Consider the following 20,217-nt stretch of genomic DNA (forward strand, 5'->3'; position numbering starts at 1 on the left):
CGAATCGGGGCGGCCTCGTGCCGCCCCGGACCTTCTCCCTTGGCGAGGTGAAGGCACACCGTAACGTTGTCGGCTGACGTCAGGGCATACTTCGCCCGACAGCATGCCCAAAGCTCACCAAACGGCCCCGATGCAGTTGCCGCTGCTCCGGCAGACGGCTGCGCTCATCCGGGCCTCGTTTAGTTATACGAAGCTTTGTTGCCGCCTAAAAATACCCGGCGCCGGCTTCTTCGGCGAATCGCGCGGGGTCGCCCTGCCAGACGATTTTGGAGTGTTCGATGACATAGACCCGATCGGCGTGGGGCAATGCGAAGGTCACATTCTGCTCACCCAGCAGCACGGTGATATCCGTTGTTAGACGTAATACCTCCAATGCTTTCGACAATTGTTCCAGAATGACCGGCGCCAGACCCAGCGTAGGCTCGTCCAGTATAAGTAGTTTTGGCTGCATCATCAGTGCCCGAGCGATCGCCAGCATTTGTTGCTCGCCGCCAGACAATGTTCTGGCGGTCTGGCTCTGTCGCGTTTGCAGGATCGGGAACAGGCCGAACAGCCAGTCGAGTCGCTTCGCCGCCTCCGCCACGGCCAGGTGCTGGCCACCGAGATCGAGGTTTTCCCGTACCGACATGTCACCGAACAACTCCCGCGTTTCAGGACATTGCACGATGCCGCCGCGGGCGATCGCGCCGGGTGTCCGGCCAGCCAGCGCTTGGCCGCGCCAGTCGATCGTGCCGCTATAGGGCAGCAGGCCGGAAATTGCGTTAAACAGCGTGGTCTTGCCGGCGCCGTTCAGACCGACCACCGATACGAACTCACCCTCGCCAACATGGAGCGAAACGTTCTCCAGCGCGGTGGCCTTGCCATACAGCACGCCCAAACCACGAACATCCAGCAACGGGGTGCGGTCCCTGCCCTGCCGTTCCGGCCTGGCGGCGGTTTCGATCTTGCCGCCGAGATACACCCGACGGACGGTTTCATTGCGCATTACCTCGTCGGCGGTGCCTTCGGCGACTTTTTCGCCCAGATACATCGCCAGCACGCGGTCAACCAGGGCGGCCACGCTCTTGACGTTGTGGTCCACCAGCAACACCGCGTGGCCCTCGGCGCGGAAGCTGCCGATCAGGGTGGAAAAGTCAGCGACCTCGCCCGAGGTCAGGCCGGCGAACGGTTCATCGACCAGAACGACCTTGGGATTGCGCGCGATCGCCTTGGCCAGTTCCAGCCGGCGCAGGTCGGCGAACGCCAGGGTGCGCGGCAGCCGATCGATCACATTGGTCAGGCCTACGCGCGCGGCGATCTCCTCGGCTCGGCGGCTGACACCGTGATCGGTCGCCAGCATCAGCAGATTGTCGGGCAGCAGCGCCAGCTTGATGTGCTCCAGGATGGTCTGGCGATGCAGCGGACGAGCGTGCTGGAAGACGATCCCGACACCTTGGCGGGCGATGCGATGGGTCGGCCACCCGGCCACATCGACGCCGGCCAGCCTGACCTGCCCGGCGTTCGGCCGCTCGATCCCCATGATGCATTTCATCACCGTCGACTTGCCGGACCCGTTCGGACCGATCAGTCCGAGGATCTCGCCCGGGCTAATCGAGAAACCGATATCATTCACCGCCACCAGTCCGCCGAACCGCTTGGTCAGGCCGTTGACCTCCAGCAACGCGGTCATTCGCGACCTCCGGCCTGCAGCAGGCGTCCCATGAAACCGCCGGGGAAGAACAGGATCACCAGCAGCGCGATGGCCGACACCACGAAGGTCGACAACTGGCCAAGCGGACGCAGGATTTCGCCCGCGCCGATCAGGAAGATCGAACCGACAGCGGCGCCGATGATGGTGCGCCGCCCACCCAGCACGGCGGCAATGATCACGTTCACCCCGACGGCGATGTCCACCACGGTGCCGACCGAGGCGGTGCCGAGGTAGAAGATCAGCATCGCGCCTGCCAGGCCGGAGAAGAACGCGCTGATGCAGAACGCCGCCAGCTTGTGCTTGGTGACGTTGAAGCCGAGCGCGGCGGCCTCGATCGCGTCCTGTCCGCTGGCCTGCAGGATCAGCCCGACCGGGGACACCGACAGCCCGAACAGGATAGCGCCGCTCACCGTCATGAAGCCCAGCGCGTAGTAGTAGTTGGTGGTATCGTCGATCGACAGCACGTCCGGCAGGTCCAGCCCGATTTCGCCCCCGGTGACGCCGGCGAACAGTACCAGCAGGTTTTGCAGCAGCAACACGGCTACCAGGGTGACGAGGCCGAAATACGGACCCGTCAGGCGCAGCGCCGGCACCGCCAGGATGGCCCCGGCGACGACCGCGGCGATGGCGCCGGCGATGAGGCAGGCGGGAATTGGCCACATCCAATAATGATTCAGTAGTGCCGCGGTATAGGCACCGACGCCGATCAGGAAGCTGGGGCCAAAGTTGACCTCACCGGCAAAGCCGAACAGTAAGTCCCACGACATGGCGAACACGGCATAGTAGTACGCCAAGGTCAGCAACCCCAGGATGTAGCCGCCGACGCCGAGTGGCAGGAGCGCCAGCACCAGCAGGGCCGGGGCCACAACGAGAAAGGTCCGGGACCGCATCTATCTGCGCCCGAGCAGGCCTTGCGGCCGGACATAGACCACCGCGACCAGCAGCAGCAGCGCCGGCACGGTACGTATCGAGGGTGACACCAAGTAAGCCGTCAGTGTCTCGAGATAGCCGACCACGTAGGCCGCCATCAGCGAGCCCGAAACGCTGCCCAGGCCGCCCAGCACCACGATCGAGAATGCGCTGGCAGTCAGCGTGCCGGCGTTGTCGGAACTCACCCCCAGAAAGGCGCCCAGCAGCACACCGGCAATTCCGGCCAGCACGCCGTAGATCACCCAAACCAGGACATAGATGCTGGAGAGTTCGAACCCCAGAAGGGTCAGCCCGCGTGGATTCATCGCCGCCGCAAGCAGCGATTTGCCGGTGCGCGTACGGTTGACCAGAAGGTAAAGCAGCCCGATCACCGCCCAGGACAGCGCCGCTGTAAGCACCTCGTTCCACGGCGTACGCACACCGAGGATCATCACGACGCCTTCGACCAGTGGACGCACCGTCTTGGGATTGTTGGTGAACAGGTAGGCAATCGCCTCCTGCAGCATGATGCCCCACAACAGCGTGGCGGTGAGTACGAAGATTTCCTTTTCCTCACGCGGAATGGATGGCGAATTCTGGATCGGGCGCACGATCACCCGGTAGGTGATCAACGCGCAGGCCAAGCTGGCGGCGACCCCCGCGGCGGCCCCGACATAGGCCCCGGCGGTCTCCGCCACCCACCACGCAATCACCGCGGCGACGATCATGATCGCACCGTGCGACAGGTTGAGCACGCCGGACACCCCGAAGATCAGGGCGAAGCCGGTGGCACCGAGGGCATACAGACTGCTGATCGCGAATCCGTCGATCAGGATTTGCAATGCGAGCATCAAACGCCGTCCGGCCCGACCGGGTTGCGAAAAGCGGCGGTCGCCGTGGCGTCAGCGTGGGCGCATGTCGGACCATGCGGCGGCCCAATAAAGGATCGCTCCGGCGTCATATCGCGGCACGTCGGCCAAGGCCAATCCAACCCATTAACCACCGGTTACGACACGGCCGCGACGGGCGGCTGGGCATGGCCGACGGACCAGTCGATCGACCGGCCCGGCCATGGCAGCATTCAAGGCAACGCGCCGGAAGGTCACCGCGGCAGCTTGGTGAATGCCGGGAACTGCAACTTGCCGGTGGCGACCTTGGCCGGCCACACGGTCACCTGCTTGCCTTTCTGCCACTGCACCATCAGGCCGGTGATGTAGCCATCGCCGATCTTCATGCCGTGCGCGAACGTGTCGGTCTTCGGCAGGAACTGGATCCGCCCGATGGTGCCGACATAATTGGTCTGCTCCATCGCGGCGACCATCTTGTCGGGGTCGGTGCCGCCGGCTTTGCGGATCGCGTCAGCCCACATGAAAACATCATCGTAGGACTGATAGGCGGCATAGCCCGGCAGGTTGCCATACTTCGCCTGATAGTTCTTGGCGAACGGGATGGTCTTAGGTGTCACCGCCACATCCGGCGCCGCCACCGAGTTGAAGATCACCCCATCGGTGGCACCATTGGTGTCCTTCCAGAAGGTGCTGTTGGTGGCCTGGCTCGATACGCCATACATCGGCATGGGCACTTGTTGCTGCTGCCACTGCGTCGTCGGCTGCACGCCAACATGGCTGATGCCGGTGACGATGACGTCCGGCTTCTCGCCTTCGATCTTGCTGAAGATCGGCGTGAAGTCGGTGGTGTCGGGTGACAGACGGATATGGTCGAGCACCTTCAGCCCGCTGGCGGGCAGGCATTTCAGGTACTCCTGATCCAGCGGGATGGTCCAGGCGGCATCCTCGCTCATGACCACTGAGGTGTGCATGTGCAGGTCGCCGACCATCAGGGTCTTGGCCGCCTCGCACACCACATCGGCGATCTGAGTGGACGCCAGGTAGCCGTGGAACACGTATTTCATGTGATTGTAGTCGTCGTGCACCCGCTTGGTGATCTCGTTGCTGGCCGCGCCCGGCGTGATCATCGGCATGTGTAACCGACCGGCCCAAGGCTCCAGCGCCAGCACAACCTCGCTGATGTAGCTTGCGATCACCGCCGAGACCTTGTCCTGCTGCGCGGCGCGCTGGAACGCCCGCACCGCGTCGACCGCGGAGCTGTGATCGTCATAGGCGACGATCTCGATCATCCGGCCGTTGACCCCGCCGGCCTTGTTGATCTCCTCGGCGGCCATCTTGGCGGCGTTGGGAATGCCCACCCCGCTGATCGCCGAAGTTTCGGCGATCACGCCGATCTTGATCGGGTCCGCCGCCCTGGCGGGTCCAGGCACCGCACCGGCCGCGAGGGCAGACCCAAATGCCGCGCCAAGCAAGAGGTTCCTGTGCCCAAGGCGCATCGACCGTTTCTCTTTTGTCATATTCACTCGTACACCATCCGCAGTGATTGCCCGAGCCAGGATTTGCCCGAGCCAAGATTGACCAGAGTTACAAGTTGCTGGAATGTGGATACCGGCGCAACCCGTTCTGTCATGACAAGAACGACAGCGGGGCCTGGGCAAACCGGCCGCTCCAGCGGCACATTTGGCCGACCCAGGCGTGATTGGCAGGCCCGTCGCGTTGTACAGAAGTTGCGTTCAACGCCGGTCGCGTGCCCCCCGGTCGCGTGCCCTGAGTGTGCGGCGCCGGTCGGCGCCTGGCTGGGGGACCTGGATTCGAACCAAGGATGCCCGGGTCAGAGCCGGGAGTTTTACCGCTAAACTATCCCCCAATTGGCCGAGGGCGGGCGCCATACCACGCCCGCCCAGAGGCCGCAACAGGATCGGGCTTAAGCCAGACTGGTCAACTGTCGGCGCAGCGTCTGGGTCCGCGGGCTGGTGACCGGGCCAAACAGCACCTCTTTCGACGTCAAGCGGCGCCCATAGAAGGTCGAATCCTTGTTCGGCTCCGCCCGGATCACCGACCCGTCCACAGTCAGCCCGCCATACAGTCCGCTCGCCGACGACCACGCCACGATATCCGGCGCATTCGGCCCGCTCAGCGCGGCCTCGACGTTCGACCCAAGAGTGACGACGGTGATGCCGGCCTGGGCGCCGATCTTGAAGTCATTGTTCAGCACGCCGTTCAGGCCCTTCTCGGTCAGGAAGAACAGAATTACTTCCGCCGCCTCGGCGCCGATCTGCAGGCCGAACGAGGCCGCCCCGATCACATAGAATGCCGGCTGCCCCCAGCCCTGCCGACCGCGCGCCAGGATCACGCCCTCGCCGCCCTCGCCGCCGACAAAGAAGCCACCCTTCAACAGGTTCGGCACGATCATCACGCCGCGCGCCCGGCGCAGCAACTGCTGCGCGTTGCCGAACTCCTTGTCCTTGCGCAGATCGTGCAACACCTTCTCCGCGCCCTGGATAACCGACATCTCATCGGACTGGGCCCGGGCCAACGGCGACAGCAGCATTCCGGTAAATAGCGTGGCCCCCCCTAGAAATTCCGCTCGTGTCAGCATTTCATCTTCCTTTCTTGCTCTGGCGAAATCACTACGCCCACGGGAGTTGCATATTTCATTCCGCCAGTTCGACGGTAGCACCCGATTGATGACGACTGCGTGATGACACAGTCGGAACGTTCGCCGCCAAAATCTGGGAAACCGTTACGGCAGTGACGGTCAAACCGCGACGTCACCCGGCGACAGGTTCCAGGCCGCCAACGTTTCGGCGAGCGACACCGATCCGGGCGCCCGGGGGTGGGCCAGCGGTGTCGCGCCAAACCGCGGCGCCGGCGCTGGCTGACGATGGCCGCCGACATCGATAAACGCTTCGCGTGCCTGGTTGTGCGGATGCCGATGTGCCTCCGCCATCGACAGCACCGGGGCGAAGCAGGCGTCGGTGGCTTCCAGGATACGGCACCAATCGTCGCGCGTGCGGGTCCGGAAGCGCGCGGTCAGCACTTCCTTCCAGGCCGCCCAGCCGTCACGGTCGCGCTGCGCCGGCATCGACGCCGGATCGATCTCCAGCAGGCGAAGCAGTTCGGCGTGGAACTTCGCCTCGATCGGCGCCAGCGAGATGAACTGGCCGTCGGCGCACTCATAGACCTCGTAATAGTACGCACCGGAATCGAGCTGGTTCTCGCCGCGCGGAGCGTTCAATCGCCCCCCGGCCTGCATGGCGTAGATCGGCGTCATCAACGACAGCGCGCCATCGACCATCGCCGCGTCGACCACCTGGCCGGCACCGCTGGTACGCGCCGCGATGATCGCCGCCAGCAATCCGGTCACCAGGTACAGCGCGCCGCCGCCGTAGTCGCCCACCAGGTTCAACGGTGGCGTCGGCTTCTGCCCGGCGCGTCCGATCGCGTGCAGCGCGCCGGTCAGGGCGATGTAGTTCAGGTCATGGCCGGCGCCTTGGGCCAGCGGACCTTGCTGCCCCCACCCGGTCACCCGCCCATAGGCAAGCTTCGGATTGCGGCCCAGACAGACCTCGGGCCCAAGACCCAAGCGTTCCATGACCCCGGGACGGAACCCCTCGATCAGGGCGTCGGCGCCATCGATCAGACGCAACACCCGCGCGATCGCCTCGGGCCGCTTCAGATCGAGCTTCAGGACCGCTCGGCTGCGATGGGTGAATTCATGCTCCTGGGCCATCGGCACGCCCAGGTCGGCGGCGGCCGCGCGGTCGATCCGCAGCACGGTCGCCCCCATGTCCGCCAGCATCATTCCCGCCATCGGCGCCGGGCCAATGCCGGTGAATTCGACGATCTTCACACCCGCCAACGGTCCCATGCGGCCGCCTCCTTTCCTATTCGTCAGCCGAACCCTTGATCGGGCCGGCTTTGATTTTTATCAGCCGAGTAAACGCCGCGGCAGGGGGACGGCGCAACCGGATGCGGCCTGATCGTCCCCCGATCGTTCCAGGCCTAGTGCCGCTGAACCAGTTCGATCTTGTAACCGTCCGGGTCCTCGACAAAGGCGATGATGGTCTTGCCGAACTTCACTGGACCCGGCTCGCGCGTCACCCTGGCGCCAAACTTGCGCAATTGTTCGGTGGTCGCGGCCACGTCCGGCACGCCGATGGCCAAATGACCGAACGCCGATCCGAGATCATATTTTTCGGTGCCGTAATTGTAGGTCAGTTCGATCACCGTATTGCTCTCTTCGGTGCCGTAACCGACGAATGCCAGGGTGTATTTGCCGTCGGGCACGTCGTTGCGGCGGATTTCGTTCATGCCAAAACCCTTGGTGTAGAAATCGACACTGCGCTGCAGGTCGCCGACGCGCAGCATGGTGTGCAGGTAACGGCTCATTGGAGGTCTCCCTCATCGGTTTCAGGATCGAGGCCCAGCAGGAACAGCCCCGCCGCGTTGGCCGCGGCCAAGCAGGCCTCGCGGTCCGCCAGAATGGTTGCCTTGGCCTCGAAAGCAAGCCCCCGAAGCCCGGCGGCGGCGGCATGGCGAACCGTCTGCGGCCCGATCGTGGGCAAATCGGCCCGCATGTCCTGGGCGGGTTTCACCAGCTTCACCAATACCCCACCGATCCCATCGCGGCGCAGCGCCCCGGCGCGGGCCAGCATCGCATCGGTGCCCTCGATCGCCTCGACCGCCAGCACCAGACCCTGCTGCACGACGCACCCCTGCCCGACATCGGCCGATCCCAACAGTCGCGCAACCTGGATGCCCCGTCCGATGTCGGCCATCGCCTGGGCATCGGGCGTCACCGCGGTCAGCACCCCGCTCGGCGCCACTGCCTCGCTTATGATCTCGTGCGCACCAATGACCCGGAAACCTTCCTCGGTCAGCACGCGTATCACGGCGACGAGCAGCCCGTCATCGCCGGCAAACGCGGCGCGTCCGATGCGGGCCAGCAACTTGGCCGCCTCGACGTCGGGCCGCAGATCGAGCAGCGAAGGCCGCCGCACCGGACCGATCATCACCAGATCCTGGCAGCCATGCTCGCGCAAGCTGGCGATGATGCGCCCGGCCGCGCCGAACCGGCGCATCTCGTGCGGCCACGCGGCCAGCACCGCCGGATCGGCGAAGCCATCCAGACCGACGATGAACACACCCCGCCCCGCTGCCCGCGCCGCCGCCGCGACCTTCGCCGGAAGCAGCCCGCCGCCGGCAATGATACCCAGCCGGCGTGGCATTTCTGCCTGTTTTTTCATTGCATATTCCGAAAGACAGACTCTATCATTGCAAACGGCACCGATTTTTCCGCATACACGCTCGGCTTTTATCTCACGCTCGGGTGAGACAGCCTACAGAGATTACGCCAGTCATGATTGACGACGATTTGCCCGAAGCGGCTCGGCATGCCACCGTAACCAGCGTGCTGCAGTGCCTGACCATGCTGGCCGAGGAAGCAGTAAATCTCAATCTCCCCCGAACCTTACTGGCGTTGCGCAAGGCCGTTCGCGCCTGCCAGGCCGAGCAGGCGCGGCCGATCCCGGCGTTGCGTCCGCGCCGTCATTTGGTGATGCACTAGCGGCGGTCTCACTTCGGTTCAATTTTTAGACGCGGCTCTGCTGCGTGTGCGAAGGTTGCGTCGCGGCGCGGAGCGCCATAATCCTGTCCTGACCGCCCCGCCGGCGCGACTGCCCCTTTGCCGGGGATCCCATTTGTCGGGCGGTGGCGTGCCTATCGCACTCCAGATGAGGACATCGCGCATGAGCGCCCCAGCCAAACGGTCTGTCACCATAACCCTGGATGGCTCGAACAAATCGACCAGCTTGCCGCTGTTGTCCGGCAGCGTCGGTCCGGACGTGTTCGACATCCGCAAGCTGTACGGCGACCTTGGCCTGTTCACTTATGACCCGGGTTACGGAGCCACCGCATCCTGCGACAGCAAGATCACCTACATCGACGGCGATGAGGGCATCCTGCTGTATCGCGGCTATCCGATCGAGCAGCTCGCGGAAAAATCCAACTTCCTCGAGGTCTGCTACCTGCTGCTGAACGGCGAACTGCCGAACAAGGCCGAGGCCAAGGAATTCCACGACGGCGTGATGCTGCACACCATGCTGCATGAGCAGTTGCGCACCTTCTACAACGGCTTCCGCCGTGACGCCCACCCGATGGCGGTGATGTGCGGCGTGGTCGGCGCGCTGTCGGCGTTCTATCACGACAGCCTCGACATCCATGATCCCGAGAGCCGCCACATCAGCGCGTTCCGCCTGATCGCTAAGGTGCCGACCATCGCCGCTTGGGCGCACAAATACGCGATCGGCCAGCCGTTCATGTATCCGCGCAACGATTTGTCATACGCGGAAAACTTCCTCTACATGTTCCACGCCGTGCCGGCTGAGGAATACAAGATCAATCCCATCCTGGCCCGCGCCATGGACCTGATCATGATGTTGCACGCCGATCATGAGCAGAATGCCTCCACCAGCACCGTGCGCCTCGCCGGCTCGACCGGGGCCAACCCATTCGCCTGCATCGCCGCCGGAATCGCCAGCCTGTGGGGTCCGGCCCATGGCGGCGCCAACGAGGCGGTGCTGAAAATGCTGGCCGAAATCGGCCACACCAAGAACATCAAGCATTTCCTGGCCGACGTTAAGGACAAGGACAATCATACCAAGTTGATGGGTTTCGGCCATCGGGTGTATAAAAATTACGACCCGCGCGCAAAAATCATCCAGAAGGCGTGCCACGACGTGCTTCAGGAACTCGGCATCAAGGGCGATCCATTGCTGGATCTGGCGTTGGAACTGGAAAAGATCGCGCTGTCCGACCGCTACTTCGTCGATCGCAAGCTTTACCCGAACGTCGATTTCTACTCCGGCATCATTCTCAAGGCGATGGGCTTCCCGACCAGCATGTTCACCGCGCTGTTCGCGGTGTCGCGCACCGTTGGCTGGGTCAGTCAGTGGAAAGAGATGATGGAGGATCCGCAGCAGCGCATCGGCCGGCCGCGGCAGATCTACACCGGCGCGCCGCGGCGCGACTACATCGCGCCGTCGCAGCGGCACTGAGGCTGGGCCCATAAAGCGATTTCCGCGCCAGCCACGGTCCGATGAAAACCGGGGGGCCCAGTGGGACGCCGGTTTTTTTCGCTCCGGATTTGAATTTCGCTCACTGAAATTAGGCCGCTACGCATCCCAAAACGCACTTGTGGCACGATGTTAAGACGTTATTTAATGGAAATAGAATACCCAGCTGACGGTAATGATAATTACCGATGAAACCTTCATCGGTCCGTTGCGCGTAGCGGCGGTTTTGCCGCACCAACGGCCTTATCCCGAGGTGATCATCTCAAGATAAGAACAATGATTGGGACAGTTCGACGTATTCACCTTTTCGTGATATGTCTGCTTTCCCGCAAATTTTGTTTTGCTATTACACGCATAGGTTGTGGCTTCCAGGGTGGACCTTATGCGGGCAAAAGCGTCATTAGACCTCCTGGTGAAAAGCCGCCTCAAGCGGTGGGGTCAGCGCCCACCCGGCGTCAAACCAAGGCGCGGCAAGGAGGCCTGGTTGCGCGGGCGACCATCTGAAGATGAAACCCGGATCACCGGTCCATACCTCAAGATACCCGGCAGCACCCGGCTGCGCACCCTGCCCGACGGCTTGTGGCTGAACTTCGGCGGCAGCTTCGCCGAACCGTTCGTCGACATCCTCGGTATTATGTAGCAGATACACCAAGAAAGCGGATATCAACGCATAGCGTTGACGTGGTATCAAATGGGCGACTCGTGAAGGACGCCCATTGTGACCGACCCCATTCTAGCCGCTCTCGTAATTCGCCGCGCCGATCTGACTGGCGCCATCCACAAAACCCAAGGCGAATTGCAGCAGATGCACGCCGATTTGGCGAGCCTGGATGCGGTAATCCGTCAGATTGACCCCGACTATAAGGTGGACACGATCCGCCCCCGCTACCGCCGCGCTCCGCAAGCTGGCGAGTTCGGGTCAATCAGCAGGACGGTGCTGGATCATCTGCGGCGAGCGGGCAAACCGCTGTCTGCAAAGGACCTAGCGGGCAGGATCGTCGCGGAGCGGGGCCTGAACACGGGCGATCCCAAGCTGCGGCGCCAGATGAACAAGCGGGTGGACATGGCGCTTCGGTACCAGCGGACCAACGGCATGGTTTCCGAGAAGCAAATTGACGGCGCCGTTGGCTGGACGATCGCCGGTTAGCAAACGCGCGATCGTCTGCAATTCACGTTTCCCGCTAACCAATAATTAACTACCGATATGCAACCTGCGGTTGCGCTCGGTGTTGAGCGTGTGAAGAAAACAGAAGAACAGAGGCCCGAAAATGAAACAAATTATCCTCGTCAATTCGTCTCGTGATAGCGCGCAGATTGAAGCGGGCTTTTTGCGCGACACCCAGAACACAAAAGATTTCGGCCGCGTTGTTCTGGGTGGCGGTTACGCCGGCATTTCCGCCCCGACACGTCTTCCGATCGTCGCCCGCAGCTAATCATCAACAGCTAATTGCTGTCCTGCCCGCGCGTGCGCACACTTTTTACCGCGTGCGCTCGCGTTGGCTGGATCGTCGATTAATGATTGCTTTACCATTTGTCGGCAGTCTCCGGTGTATTCCATCCGGCAGCTACCCATGCACATCCTTGCTATCATTGTAGGTGTTTGGCTTAACATCGTAGGCGACGTCGCATTGTGCTTGGCGGGGGCTGTTACCGCATACGCGCCGACTGGTTATATCTATGACGAGTTCTATTCATATCCGTCGCGGATCGCCGCTGCGTTCGAGCTTCTGCCAGTCCCAATCGGGATGTCCGTCGCTGGCCTGATCCTGGCCAAATGGGGAATTGCAGGACTATAGGGACACGATTCGCCCTTTCGAAGGCTATTTTAATGCGACGGATGCGTCACCACGGTGCTAGCGGACGACCAGGGTGCAGCCTTGAAGTGGCCGCGCCACTAACCTACAAACTGCACCCTCGGGGCCGTTAAAGATCGATGCGATATACGGACATTTGTGATTCGCGAATCGAATAGACTGGTTATGGTGCCCTTACTTGGATTCTTCCGCACAACTCATGGACGGTGCGGCGTGACGACACGGGGGGAGTCGGTTATGCCTGACGGCGCAGGGTCTATTGGAGCTAGTGTCACACCGAAGGTTGTCAGTGATCGGCTTATCGTGGCGCTGGATGTCCAGTCCATTCAACAAGCGTCTGAGTTGGTGGATCGTCTAGATGGCGTCGCGTCTGTTTTTAAGGTCGGATTCGGATTGTGGACGGCCGATGGCTTCGATGGCCTTGTCGGAAAGATCATCCGCCAGGATAAGAAGGTCTTCCTTGACGCAAAAATGTATGACATCCCGAACACGATTGAAAATGCTGTTCGTACTGCTGCTCAGCGAGGTGTTAGCTTTGTCACTGTTCATCACAACGAGTCGGTGGTTAAGGCGGCAGCGCTCGGCCGGGGGGATTACAACCTGAAGATTTTTACGGTTACGGTGCTTACCAGCCTTGATAACGAGAACCTTCGCGACATGGGCTTTGACGCAACTACCGAGCAAGTTATCAGTCACCGCGCTGAACGCGCGCTGGATTTTGGCTGTGATGGAGTGATTGCTTCTGCGAGCGATAATCTCCGTGCTATCAAAGATATGGCCCTGCGGAAGGGTAAGGTGTTTATCGTCGCGACGCCGGGAATTCGTCCGATCGGAGCGTCTATTGACGATCATCGCCGGTCAGGGACACCGACTGATGCGATCTGTTCTGGCGCCGACTACCTAATCGTTGGTCGTCCGATCTACGGAGCACCCGATCCAGCCAGATCGGCGGCTAAAATCATCGCTGAGATGGAGCGTGCTGTCGCCTCTCAACGGTCCTGATACGAATAGGATTTCTAGCGGGTGCTAGTCCCACCACGCTGCCAGTACCCCGCCCAAATCCGGCTAACCGGATGGGCCAGCGCCGCGCCTGTCGCCATCTCATGCTGCCTCCCGTTTGCCGAGCGCCGGTTGTCTTCCTTCCAAGCCATCTCGCCGGCATAGGCTGCAAGGTGTTTGCCGCTGATATGATGGTGCTGGCCGATCTCCGCGCGGCGCAGCCGAGAGAAGTATGACTCGGCCTGATTGGTGCAAGCGCCGTCCTGGCTGTAGGCAACCGAGTGATTGATCCGGTGCATCTCGTAGCGGGCGTGCAGGCGGTCCCAAGCGGCGGCTTCGTCGGCATGAACAATCGCGCCTGGCATCACATGATCCCTTATGGTTGGCACCGCAGCGGCTTCGCTTGAGGCGATTGTGGTGAAGGTCTGACCACCGCGCTCGCGAGCCACCACAACCGACTGGCGCTTGCCGGTCTGTTCCTCGGCCAGCCTGCGGTCTTTGCGATCGGCCTTGATGTTCTTTTCCTTCGTCTTGCCGCCAAAGTAGGCGCCGTCCACCTCAACCGTGCCGCTTAGGATGGCGCTGTCCCGACCCGCGCCGATGGCTTCCCGGATTTTGTGCGCCAGGACGAACGCCGTCTTGTATTGGACATCCAGGTCGCGGCCGAGTTGCAGCGCGGATATACCTTTGACGGCACTGACGAAAATAGCGATGGCAGCGAGGTAATCGCGGATTGGAAGCTTGTGGCTGGCGAAAATCGTCCCGCTGGTGACACTGAACTGTTTGCCACACGCGGCGCATTTCCAGATCTTGCGGGCGCGGTAGGTGTAGACCTTGGTGCATTCGCAGTAGGGGCAAAACGCAACGCCACCGTTGTCGGCGAACCGGACCGCCTCAAACTTGGCGTGGGCTTCGTCATCGGACATCCGCATGATAGCGCCCAGCGATAGGGTGCGGGCCTTGGCGGTTAGAAGGAAGTGCTGGGACACGGGATATCTCAACGGTTTTCGTTGATGTAAGTTATATACAATGCTTTGGTTGACGGCAACGGAAATCGTTGGCGTTGATAAAAATATTGGGGTAGTTAGATACGCAGTGTGAGCTTCGTCCGACGAGGTGTGGAAAATATGTTGACCCCTGAGCAAAGCCGAGCGGCCCGAGGATGGCTAGATTGGACACAGGATGATCTAGCCAAACGCGCCAATGTTTCACTCAGCACGATACGCGACTTCGAGAAAGGACGACGGACTCCGATCGGGAACAACCTCGATGCTATCCGCCGCGCTTTGGAAGCGGCTGGGGTAGTACTCACGTTCCAGGACGGCAGACCTGCCGTTGGGGTCGCCCAGCCTAGCACGTCTGACACCAGAGTCTAGGAAACAACTCTGTGTCAAAGCCTTCCGGTCCGAGTGGCTATATGGGCGTTGAAACCAATCCGCCCCTTTTCTCCCCATTTTATCAATCGCTTGGAACGGCAATAGCAACCTGGCAGCACGTAGAGAGCGCGCTTTGCAGCGTCTTCATTAGCGTTTCAACGTGTCGCATCGAAGAGGTGGCATCTGCTATTTTCTATAACTTCAGGGACTTCTCAGACAAACTTGATCTTGTCCACCGTGCTGCTCGATTAAGTCTTTCCGCAGATCATCCTGGTTTAATCGAATGGATAGGGGTCACAAAGAAGCCGGGACTTAGAAGGAGGTTGCAACTAGCGTCGGAACGAAGAAATTCGCTAGCGCATTTTCGCTTAGTCGTGCAACTGCCAGGCGCTTCTGAATCAGGAACGTTTGGTCCAAAGCTCAATCTGGCAATTCTCCGCATATCGGAGGACGGATTTGTGGTTATGGGAGACCCAGCCGGGGTTGATCCTCACCCTGCCGGCGTCAGCCTGTTACTTCAACCAAACTCGGACGACCCCAACCTGAGATTTAATCCGAAGCCGGCCGAGACAAAAACATCCATGACAATTCGAGACATAACGCAAGTGCAGCGTCTCTTCCAATCCTTGACACAAGAGGTTAAGGCTCTGGCGGAGAAGGTTCGGATGCCTCAAACATCCGAAGAAAGATAGTATAAACTACTTCATCCGACCGAGCGAGGGAGTCACGGCCATAACGAGAGTCCAACAATACGTCGACTCCCGCGTCGATCATTTCCTCTGTCACCTCAATCTTTAGCTGCTCCATAGTCTTCATGATATCCTCGCTATTAGTTGATGTCAACGATATTGGTGTATCTGCTACATAATACCGGACATCCTGGCGATCGAGGCCTGCAGCACGATCCAGAACTTGCTCGACAAGCGATCGCGCTTCGCCCCCAGTACCCACTCGATGATGTGCGTCTGCCCGATCGAGTGGCTGCTGGCACCGATTACCGAGACCGATCCGACACCGAGATGGAGGACCACGGGCATCATCCCGCACGAACCATTCAACGACGTGGTGATACCGGTTCGTGAGATGCGGGTTCTCTACGGACTCAAAAGCGATCACTACAAGGGCTTCGCTCGCCACCAGCTTCCTCACGCGCACGAGTTCTTCGTGCCGATGGAAACACTGGCCGCTGAAAACAGCGAGGACAACCCCGCGCTGCGCGAACTGATCGCGCGATCCTCGGTTTCGGCGAACTTCTTCAGTCCCTGAGGCATGCCGCGCCCTATCCCCAGGGGCCCCAGGGGCGCGGCCAACCCAGCGACCCGAAGCTAAATCAGCAGCCCCTTTTTAAGCAGACCGTGCACGCCTTTTTCACCGTTGACCGTCTGCGTGACATGGAAATCGACCGCCAGGGAGCAGAACTGATAGGCTTCCTGACGCGACAGGTTGGTGCGTTCGGTGATGAAGGCGATCATTTGCCGCAACGCGGTCTTCATCGCGACGTCAAGGTCTTCGTGCATGCCCATCGAGATATAGTGGCTGGCGGTCTCGGCCCTCGGGTAGGTCAGCAGCGGGTCGCGCGCCCCGCCGCCCTTGTGAACCGTCAGGGTGAAAGTGCCGGTCAAACAAATTTCCAGCGCGTTGATGCAGACCTCGCCATCGCCTTGCACGCCATGCCCGTCGCCGGCGGAAAACAGCGCGCCTGGGGCCCAGACCGGCAGAAACAGCGTCGAGCCGGCGCCGAGTTCCTTGTTGTCCAGATTGCCGCCGTGCTCGCGCGGCTGCACGGTCGAGATCGCACCATAATGCGGCGGCGGCGCGACCCCCATCACGCCGAAAAACGGCGAAAGGCTCAGCTCGGTGCCCCACGGCATGCGGCAGGTCTTGCGCGCGCGGTCGACCTGGATGTGGGACAGGAATTGTTCGGGAAAATCCTCCGGGATGGTCCCGGCCAACGGGCGGAAACCGCAATACCCCCAGTCGCTGCCGAACTCGATCTTGTCGATATGGACCTCCAGCGCATCGCCGGATTCGGCACCGGCAATGGCGACCGGACCGGTGATGATGTGGCCCGGTGCCCGCGGCACGTTAGCCGCATGGATCGCCGCCAGAGCCGGCGGAACCTTCAAACCAGAACTCGCCCCGGGCATCACCTCCGGACCGCCGGAGACGCATTCGAGCACCACCGTATCGCCCGACGCTGCCGTAATGAGGGGCGGAAAGGCAGCGTTGAAGACGCCCCAGCGCACGGTTTCGGGGGTGGCGGCAAGCTTATGGGTGGGCATTCATCGGTCCCCTCGGTGGACCGTGATGCCACCACATCGGTCGGACACGCACAACCGGTCCGGCCGATCACGATGCCAACCGGCGCGACACTCACCGGCATCCGCAGGCGCACCGCTGAAACGCGTCGTCGGGTTAGTTGTGCTTGGCCTCGGTCGAACCAGTCGCTTCGAACCTTGCCCCCTTGAGTTCGGCATCGATCGCCGCGGCAAGCACTGGGTTGGCCCGCCGGATCTGACTGACACGCAGGGTGACGCCCAGATGCGATGATCGATGCATCTCCCAGGCTTCCAGGAACAACAAGTCGGCTTCGATCATCGAGTTGTTAACACCTTGCAACGCCTGACGCACCGCAGTCGTGAACGGCGGCTTCTGCAGGGGATGACCAGTCAACATTGGGATGTTTCCTAATCGGGTCGTATTCTCGCCGCGTTGCGCCCCGTTCGGACAGTCCGGCAACCCAGCGCAGCCCGAGGCGACACCGAGGTCAGTGAGGCGACACCGAGGTCAGTTAGGATGACCCGGTCGAGTCCACCAGCCTGCTACCATGACAAGCCGGTGAATTGAATAACGCGACCTAATCAGTAGCGATACAGATCGTGTTTGAAAGGCCCGGTTTCGGCGATGCCGAGATACCCCGCCTGCTTGCTGGACAGCTTGGTGAGCTTCGCGCCGACCTTGGCCAGATGAAACGCCGCGACCTTTTCATCGAGGTGCTTCGGCAGGGTGTACACTAAGGTGCGTTCATAGCGTCCTGCCGGCGCATTGAACAATTCGATCTGCGCCAGCACCTGATTGCTGAAGCTGGCGCTCATCACAAAGCTGGGGTGGCCGGTGGCGTTGCCAAGGTTGACCAGCCGGCCCTCGGACAGCACGATCAGTCGCTTGCCGTCTGGAAACACGACCTCATCGACCTGTGGCTTGACGTTCTCCCACTTGTAGTTGCGCAGCGATTCGATCTGAATTTCCGAGTCGAAATGGCCAATGTTGCAGACGATCGCGCGGTGCTTCATCGCCCGCATGTGGTCGAGGGTGATCACGTCAACATTGCCGGTGGCGGTGACAAAGATATCGCCCAACGCCGCGGCGTCGTCCATCGTGACAACCTGGTAACCTTCCATCGCGGCCTGCAGCGCGCAGATCGGGTCGATCTCGGTCACCATCACCCGGCAGCCGGCATTGCGCAGCGACGCCGATGACCCTTTGCCGACATCGCCGAAGCCGTTCACCACCGCGACCTTGCCGGCCATCATCACATCGGTGCCGCGGCGGATGCCGTCCACCAGGGATTCGCGACAGCCATACAGGTTGTCGAACTTCGACTTGGTGACGCTGTCGTTGACGTTGATCGCCGGGGTCAGCAGCGTGCCGGCCGTCGCCATGTCCCACAGCCGATGCACGCCGGTCGTGGTCTCCTCCGAGATGCCGCGGACATTGGCCAGCATTTGAGGATATTTCTGATGCATCAGCAGCGTCAGGTCGCCGCCGTCATCGAGGATCATGTTCGGGGTCCAGGCTTCACCAGTCCCTTGGGCGGGACCCCGCACCGTCTGCTCGATGCACCACCAGAACTCTTCTTCGCTCAGGCCCTTCCAGGCGAACACCGGAGTTCCCTCCGCCGCGACGCCGGCCGCGGCATGATCCTGGGTGGAAAAGATATTGCACGACGACCAGCGCACCGACGCGCCGAGCGCGGTCAGCGTCTCGATCAGCACCGCGGTTTGGATGGTCATGTGCAGGCAACCGGCGATGCGCGCGCCCTTCAGCGGCCGCGATTTGCCGAATTCCTCGCGAATGGCCATCAGGCCGGGCATCTCGGTCTCCGCCATGCTGATTTCCTTGCGGCCCCACTCGGCGAGGGAAAGATCCTTCACCTTGAAATCCTGCGTCGCGGTGGTTGCCATGGTGTGCCTGCTCCTGACTGGTCGCGGCGCTATATAAAGATATCTGCATGTTTGCAAGATAAGTCGGGCGGCCGGCTCAGATCGCGATGAACTTCACCCGTCTGCCATCGACCCCGAGCGCCACACGTCCCTGTTTCAGCAGCAGGGCATCATGGCCGAACACTTCGCGCCGCCAGCCATGCAACGCCCCGATATCGGGGCTGTCCTCCAGCGCCAGTCGCTCGATGTCGTCCGAATTCGCAACCAGGCGCGGCGCCACATGATGCTGTTCGGTTTTCGCCGCGAGCAGCACCTTCAGCAGCGCAACCAGCGCCGCCGACGGGCGCGCATTGTCCCGCTGTTGCGGACCGGCCGGCAGCTCGGCGTCAGGCACAAGGCGTGCGGCGGCCAGAACCTCGATCAGCGCCGAACCGGACTTACCCTCGGCGAATCCGCGCGTCACCCCGCGCACCCGGGCCAGTGCCTCGGCGGTCGCCGGAGCGGTCGCGGCAATCTCCAGCAGCGCCTCGTCCTTGATCAGCCGCTGGCGCGGGATATTGACGCGTTGCGCCTCTTTCTCGCGCCAGGCGGCGATCTGTTTCAGAGTCTGCAGCAGGCGCCGGTTGTTGGTGCGTGGCCGCAGCCGCTCCCACGCGGTGTCCGGGTTGGCGCGATAGGTGGCGGGGTTGTTGAGGATCGCCATCTCCTCGGCGACCCAACCAAGCCGGTCCTCCTGCTCCAGCCGCCGGCTGAGCCGCATGTAGACATCCCGAAGGTGGGTGACATCGGCGGCGGCGTAAGCGATCTGGGCAGCCGACAGCGGCCGAACCGACCAGTCGCTGAAGCGGTGCGCCTTATCGATGGTCCCCCCGGTCAAGCTGGAGACCAGCGCGTCATAGCCGACCTGATCGCCGAAGCCCGCCACCATCGCGGCGACCTGGGTATCGAACATCGGGCGAGGCACGTCGCCGAACCGGAGGACGAAAATCTCGATGTCCTGGCGCGCGGCGTGGAATACCTTGGTGACCGCCGTATCGGCGAACAGTGTGCCGAGGCAGGACAGATCGATGCCGTCCGCCTGGGCATCGATGACCGCGACCTCGTTGTCGCCGGCAATCTGCACCAGGCAGAGTTCCGGCCAGTAGGTGCGCTCGCGCATGAACTCGGTATCGACGGTGATGAATGTTTCGCCGTGCATGCGCTGGCAGAATGCCTGTAGCTCCGTCGTAGCGGTGATCAGAACCGGCGCCGATACGTCGGTGCGGAAAGGTTTGGCCATGAAGCGGTTGTACACGGCCTGTTGCGAAAGGCCAAAAACACTTCGGGCAATGCTGAACCCTGG

General features: G+C 61.8%; 23 protein-coding genes and 1 tRNA gene. 9 read left to right on the forward strand and 15 right to left on the reverse strand.

Annotated elements, in window-relative coordinates; genetic code table 11:
- Positions 1-205: 205 nt before the first annotated feature.
- The 9 genes from ACQY4Y_RS22605 to ACQY4Y_RS22645 form a co-directional block, all read right to left on the reverse strand.
- On the reverse strand, positions 206-1,669 hold the full coding sequence (locus ACQY4Y_RS22605) for an ATP-binding cassette domain-containing protein (protein WP_428492824.1): 1,464 nt from the start codon (positions 1,667-1,669) through the stop codon (positions 206-208).
- Complete coding sequence (locus ACQY4Y_RS22610) at positions 1,666-2,580, reverse strand: branched-chain amino acid ABC transporter permease (RefSeq protein WP_428492825.1); 915 nt, start codon at positions 2,578-2,580, stop codon at positions 1,666-1,668. Before ACQY4Y_RS22610 ends, ACQY4Y_RS22605 begins: the two co-directional genes overlap by 4 nt.
- On the reverse strand, positions 2,581-3,450 hold the full coding sequence (locus tag ACQY4Y_RS22615) for a branched-chain amino acid ABC transporter permease (protein ID WP_428492826.1): 870 nt from the start codon (positions 3,448-3,450) through the stop codon (positions 2,581-2,583). It abuts the gene before it with no gap.
- Between the two features lie 251 nt (positions 3,451-3,701).
- Entirely contained in the window at positions 3,702-4,943 is a 1,242-nt protein-coding gene (locus ACQY4Y_RS22620; protein WP_428492827.1) for an ABC transporter substrate-binding protein, read from the reverse strand.
- 297 nt (positions 4,944-5,240) lie between these two features.
- Positions 5,241-5,314, reverse strand: a tRNA-Gln gene (locus ACQY4Y_RS22625).
- Positions 5,315-5,371: 57 nt separating this feature from the next.
- Positions 5,372-6,046, reverse strand: coding sequence for a lipid-binding SYLF domain-containing protein (locus ACQY4Y_RS22630; protein WP_428492828.1), 675 nt, complete (start codon positions 6,044-6,046; stop codon positions 5,372-5,374).
- Between the two features lie 159 nt (positions 6,047-6,205).
- Positions 6,206-7,318, reverse strand: a complete 1,113-nt coding sequence (locus ACQY4Y_RS22635; RefSeq protein WP_428492829.1) for a CaiB/BaiF CoA transferase family protein — start codon at positions 7,316-7,318, stop codon at positions 6,206-6,208.
- A gap of 134 nt (positions 7,319-7,452) precedes the next feature.
- Positions 7,453-7,839, reverse strand: coding sequence for a lactoylglutathione lyase (gene gloA, locus ACQY4Y_RS22640; RefSeq protein WP_428492830.1), 387 nt, complete (start codon positions 7,837-7,839; stop codon positions 7,453-7,455).
- The gene (locus ACQY4Y_RS22645; protein ID WP_428492831.1) at positions 7,836-8,696 is read right to left on the reverse strand and encodes an LpxI family protein; all 861 of its coding nucleotides are present in this window, start codon (positions 8,694-8,696) and stop codon (positions 7,836-7,838) included. Before ACQY4Y_RS22645 ends, gloA begins: the two co-directional genes overlap by 4 nt.
- Before the next feature lie 113 nt (positions 8,697-8,809).
- Between ACQY4Y_RS22645 and ACQY4Y_RS22650 the strand changes: the two genes are divergently transcribed.
- The 6 genes from ACQY4Y_RS22650 to pyrF all read left to right on the forward strand — a co-directional run bounded on the left by ACQY4Y_RS22650 (position 8,810) and on the right by pyrF (position 13,339).
- On the forward strand, positions 8,810-9,016 hold the full coding sequence (locus tag ACQY4Y_RS22650; RefSeq protein WP_428492832.1) for a hypothetical protein: 207 nt from the start codon (positions 8,810-8,812) through the stop codon (positions 9,014-9,016).
- 181 nt (positions 9,017-9,197) lie between these two features.
- Positions 9,198-10,505: a citrate synthase gene (gene gltA / locus ACQY4Y_RS22655; protein WP_428492833.1), complete on the forward strand. Its 1,308-nt coding sequence runs from the start codon at positions 9,198-9,200 to the stop codon at positions 10,503-10,505.
- Between the two features lie 502 nt (positions 10,506-11,007).
- Entirely contained in the window at positions 11,008-11,163 is a 156-nt protein-coding gene (locus ACQY4Y_RS22660; protein WP_428492834.1) for a hypothetical protein, read from the forward strand.
- Between the two features lie 78 nt (positions 11,164-11,241).
- Positions 11,242-11,670 (forward strand): hypothetical protein, encoded by a 429-nt coding sequence (locus ACQY4Y_RS22665; RefSeq protein WP_428492835.1) that lies wholly within the window; start codon positions 11,242-11,244, stop codon positions 11,668-11,670.
- A 121-nt stretch (positions 11,671-11,791) separates the two neighbouring features.
- Positions 11,792-11,956 (forward strand): hypothetical protein, encoded by a 165-nt coding sequence (locus tag ACQY4Y_RS22670; RefSeq protein WP_428492836.1) that lies wholly within the window; start codon positions 11,792-11,794, stop codon positions 11,954-11,956.
- Positions 11,957-12,574: 618 nt separating this feature from the next.
- The gene (gene pyrF / locus ACQY4Y_RS22675; RefSeq protein ID WP_428492837.1) at positions 12,575-13,339 is read left to right on the forward strand and encodes an orotidine-5'-phosphate decarboxylase; all 765 of its coding nucleotides are present in this window, start codon (positions 12,575-12,577) and stop codon (positions 13,337-13,339) included.
- Positions 13,340-13,353: 14 nt separating this feature from the next.
- Here the strand turns inward: pyrF and ACQY4Y_RS22680 are convergent, their stop codons facing one another.
- Complete coding sequence (locus ACQY4Y_RS22680) at positions 13,354-14,325, reverse strand: IS1595 family transposase (protein WP_428493698.1); 972 nt, start codon at positions 14,323-14,325, stop codon at positions 13,354-13,356.
- Positions 14,326-14,463: 138 nt separating this feature from the next.
- Here ACQY4Y_RS22680 and ACQY4Y_RS22685 point away from each other — a divergent pair, with 138 nt between their 5' ends.
- Positions 14,464-14,712, forward strand: a complete 249-nt coding sequence (locus ACQY4Y_RS22685; protein WP_428492838.1) for a helix-turn-helix domain-containing protein — start codon at positions 14,464-14,466, stop codon at positions 14,710-14,712.
- Positions 14,713-14,753: 41 nt separating this feature from the next.
- Complete coding sequence (locus ACQY4Y_RS22690) at positions 14,754-15,404, forward strand: hypothetical protein (RefSeq protein ID WP_428492839.1); 651 nt, start codon at positions 14,754-14,756, stop codon at positions 15,402-15,404.
- A 168-nt stretch (positions 15,405-15,572) separates the two neighbouring features.
- Here ACQY4Y_RS22690 and ACQY4Y_RS22695 read toward each other — a convergent pair whose 3' ends face one another.
- Positions 15,573-15,743: a hypothetical protein gene (locus ACQY4Y_RS22695; protein ID WP_428492840.1), complete on the reverse strand. Its 171-nt coding sequence runs from the start codon at positions 15,741-15,743 to the stop codon at positions 15,573-15,575.
- A gap of 52 nt (positions 15,744-15,795) precedes the next feature.
- Here ACQY4Y_RS22695 and ACQY4Y_RS22700 point away from each other — a divergent pair, with 52 nt between their 5' ends.
- Positions 15,796-15,978 (forward strand): hypothetical protein, encoded by a 183-nt coding sequence (locus tag ACQY4Y_RS22700; protein WP_428492841.1) that lies wholly within the window; start codon positions 15,796-15,798, stop codon positions 15,976-15,978.
- A gap of 59 nt (positions 15,979-16,037) precedes the next feature.
- Here the strand turns inward: ACQY4Y_RS22700 and ACQY4Y_RS22705 are convergent, their stop codons facing one another.
- From ACQY4Y_RS22705 to rnd, 4 genes are all read right to left on the reverse strand, one after another.
- A complete protein-coding gene (locus ACQY4Y_RS22705; RefSeq protein ID WP_428492842.1) occupies positions 16,038-16,994 on the reverse strand; it encodes an acetamidase/formamidase family protein in 957 nt (318 codons plus the stop codon).
- 133 nt (positions 16,995-17,127) lie between these two features.
- On the reverse strand, positions 17,128-17,388 hold the full coding sequence (locus ACQY4Y_RS22710; protein ID WP_428492843.1) for a hypothetical protein: 261 nt from the start codon (positions 17,386-17,388) through the stop codon (positions 17,128-17,130).
- 185 nt (positions 17,389-17,573) lie between these two features.
- On the reverse strand, positions 17,574-18,896 hold the full coding sequence (ahcY, locus tag ACQY4Y_RS22715) for an adenosylhomocysteinase (RefSeq protein ID WP_428492844.1): 1,323 nt from the start codon (positions 18,894-18,896) through the stop codon (positions 17,574-17,576).
- A 76-nt stretch (positions 18,897-18,972) separates the two neighbouring features.
- Positions 18,973-20,154, reverse strand: coding sequence for a ribonuclease D (gene rnd, locus ACQY4Y_RS22720; RefSeq protein ID WP_428492845.1), 1,182 nt, complete (start codon positions 20,152-20,154; stop codon positions 18,973-18,975).
- Positions 20,155-20,217 lie beyond the last annotated feature (63 nt).

Source organism: Rhodopila sp. (assembly GCF_965277165.1).
In the GTDB taxonomy this organism is placed as follows: Bacteria; Pseudomonadota; Alphaproteobacteria; order Acetobacterales; family Acetobacteraceae; genus Rhodopila.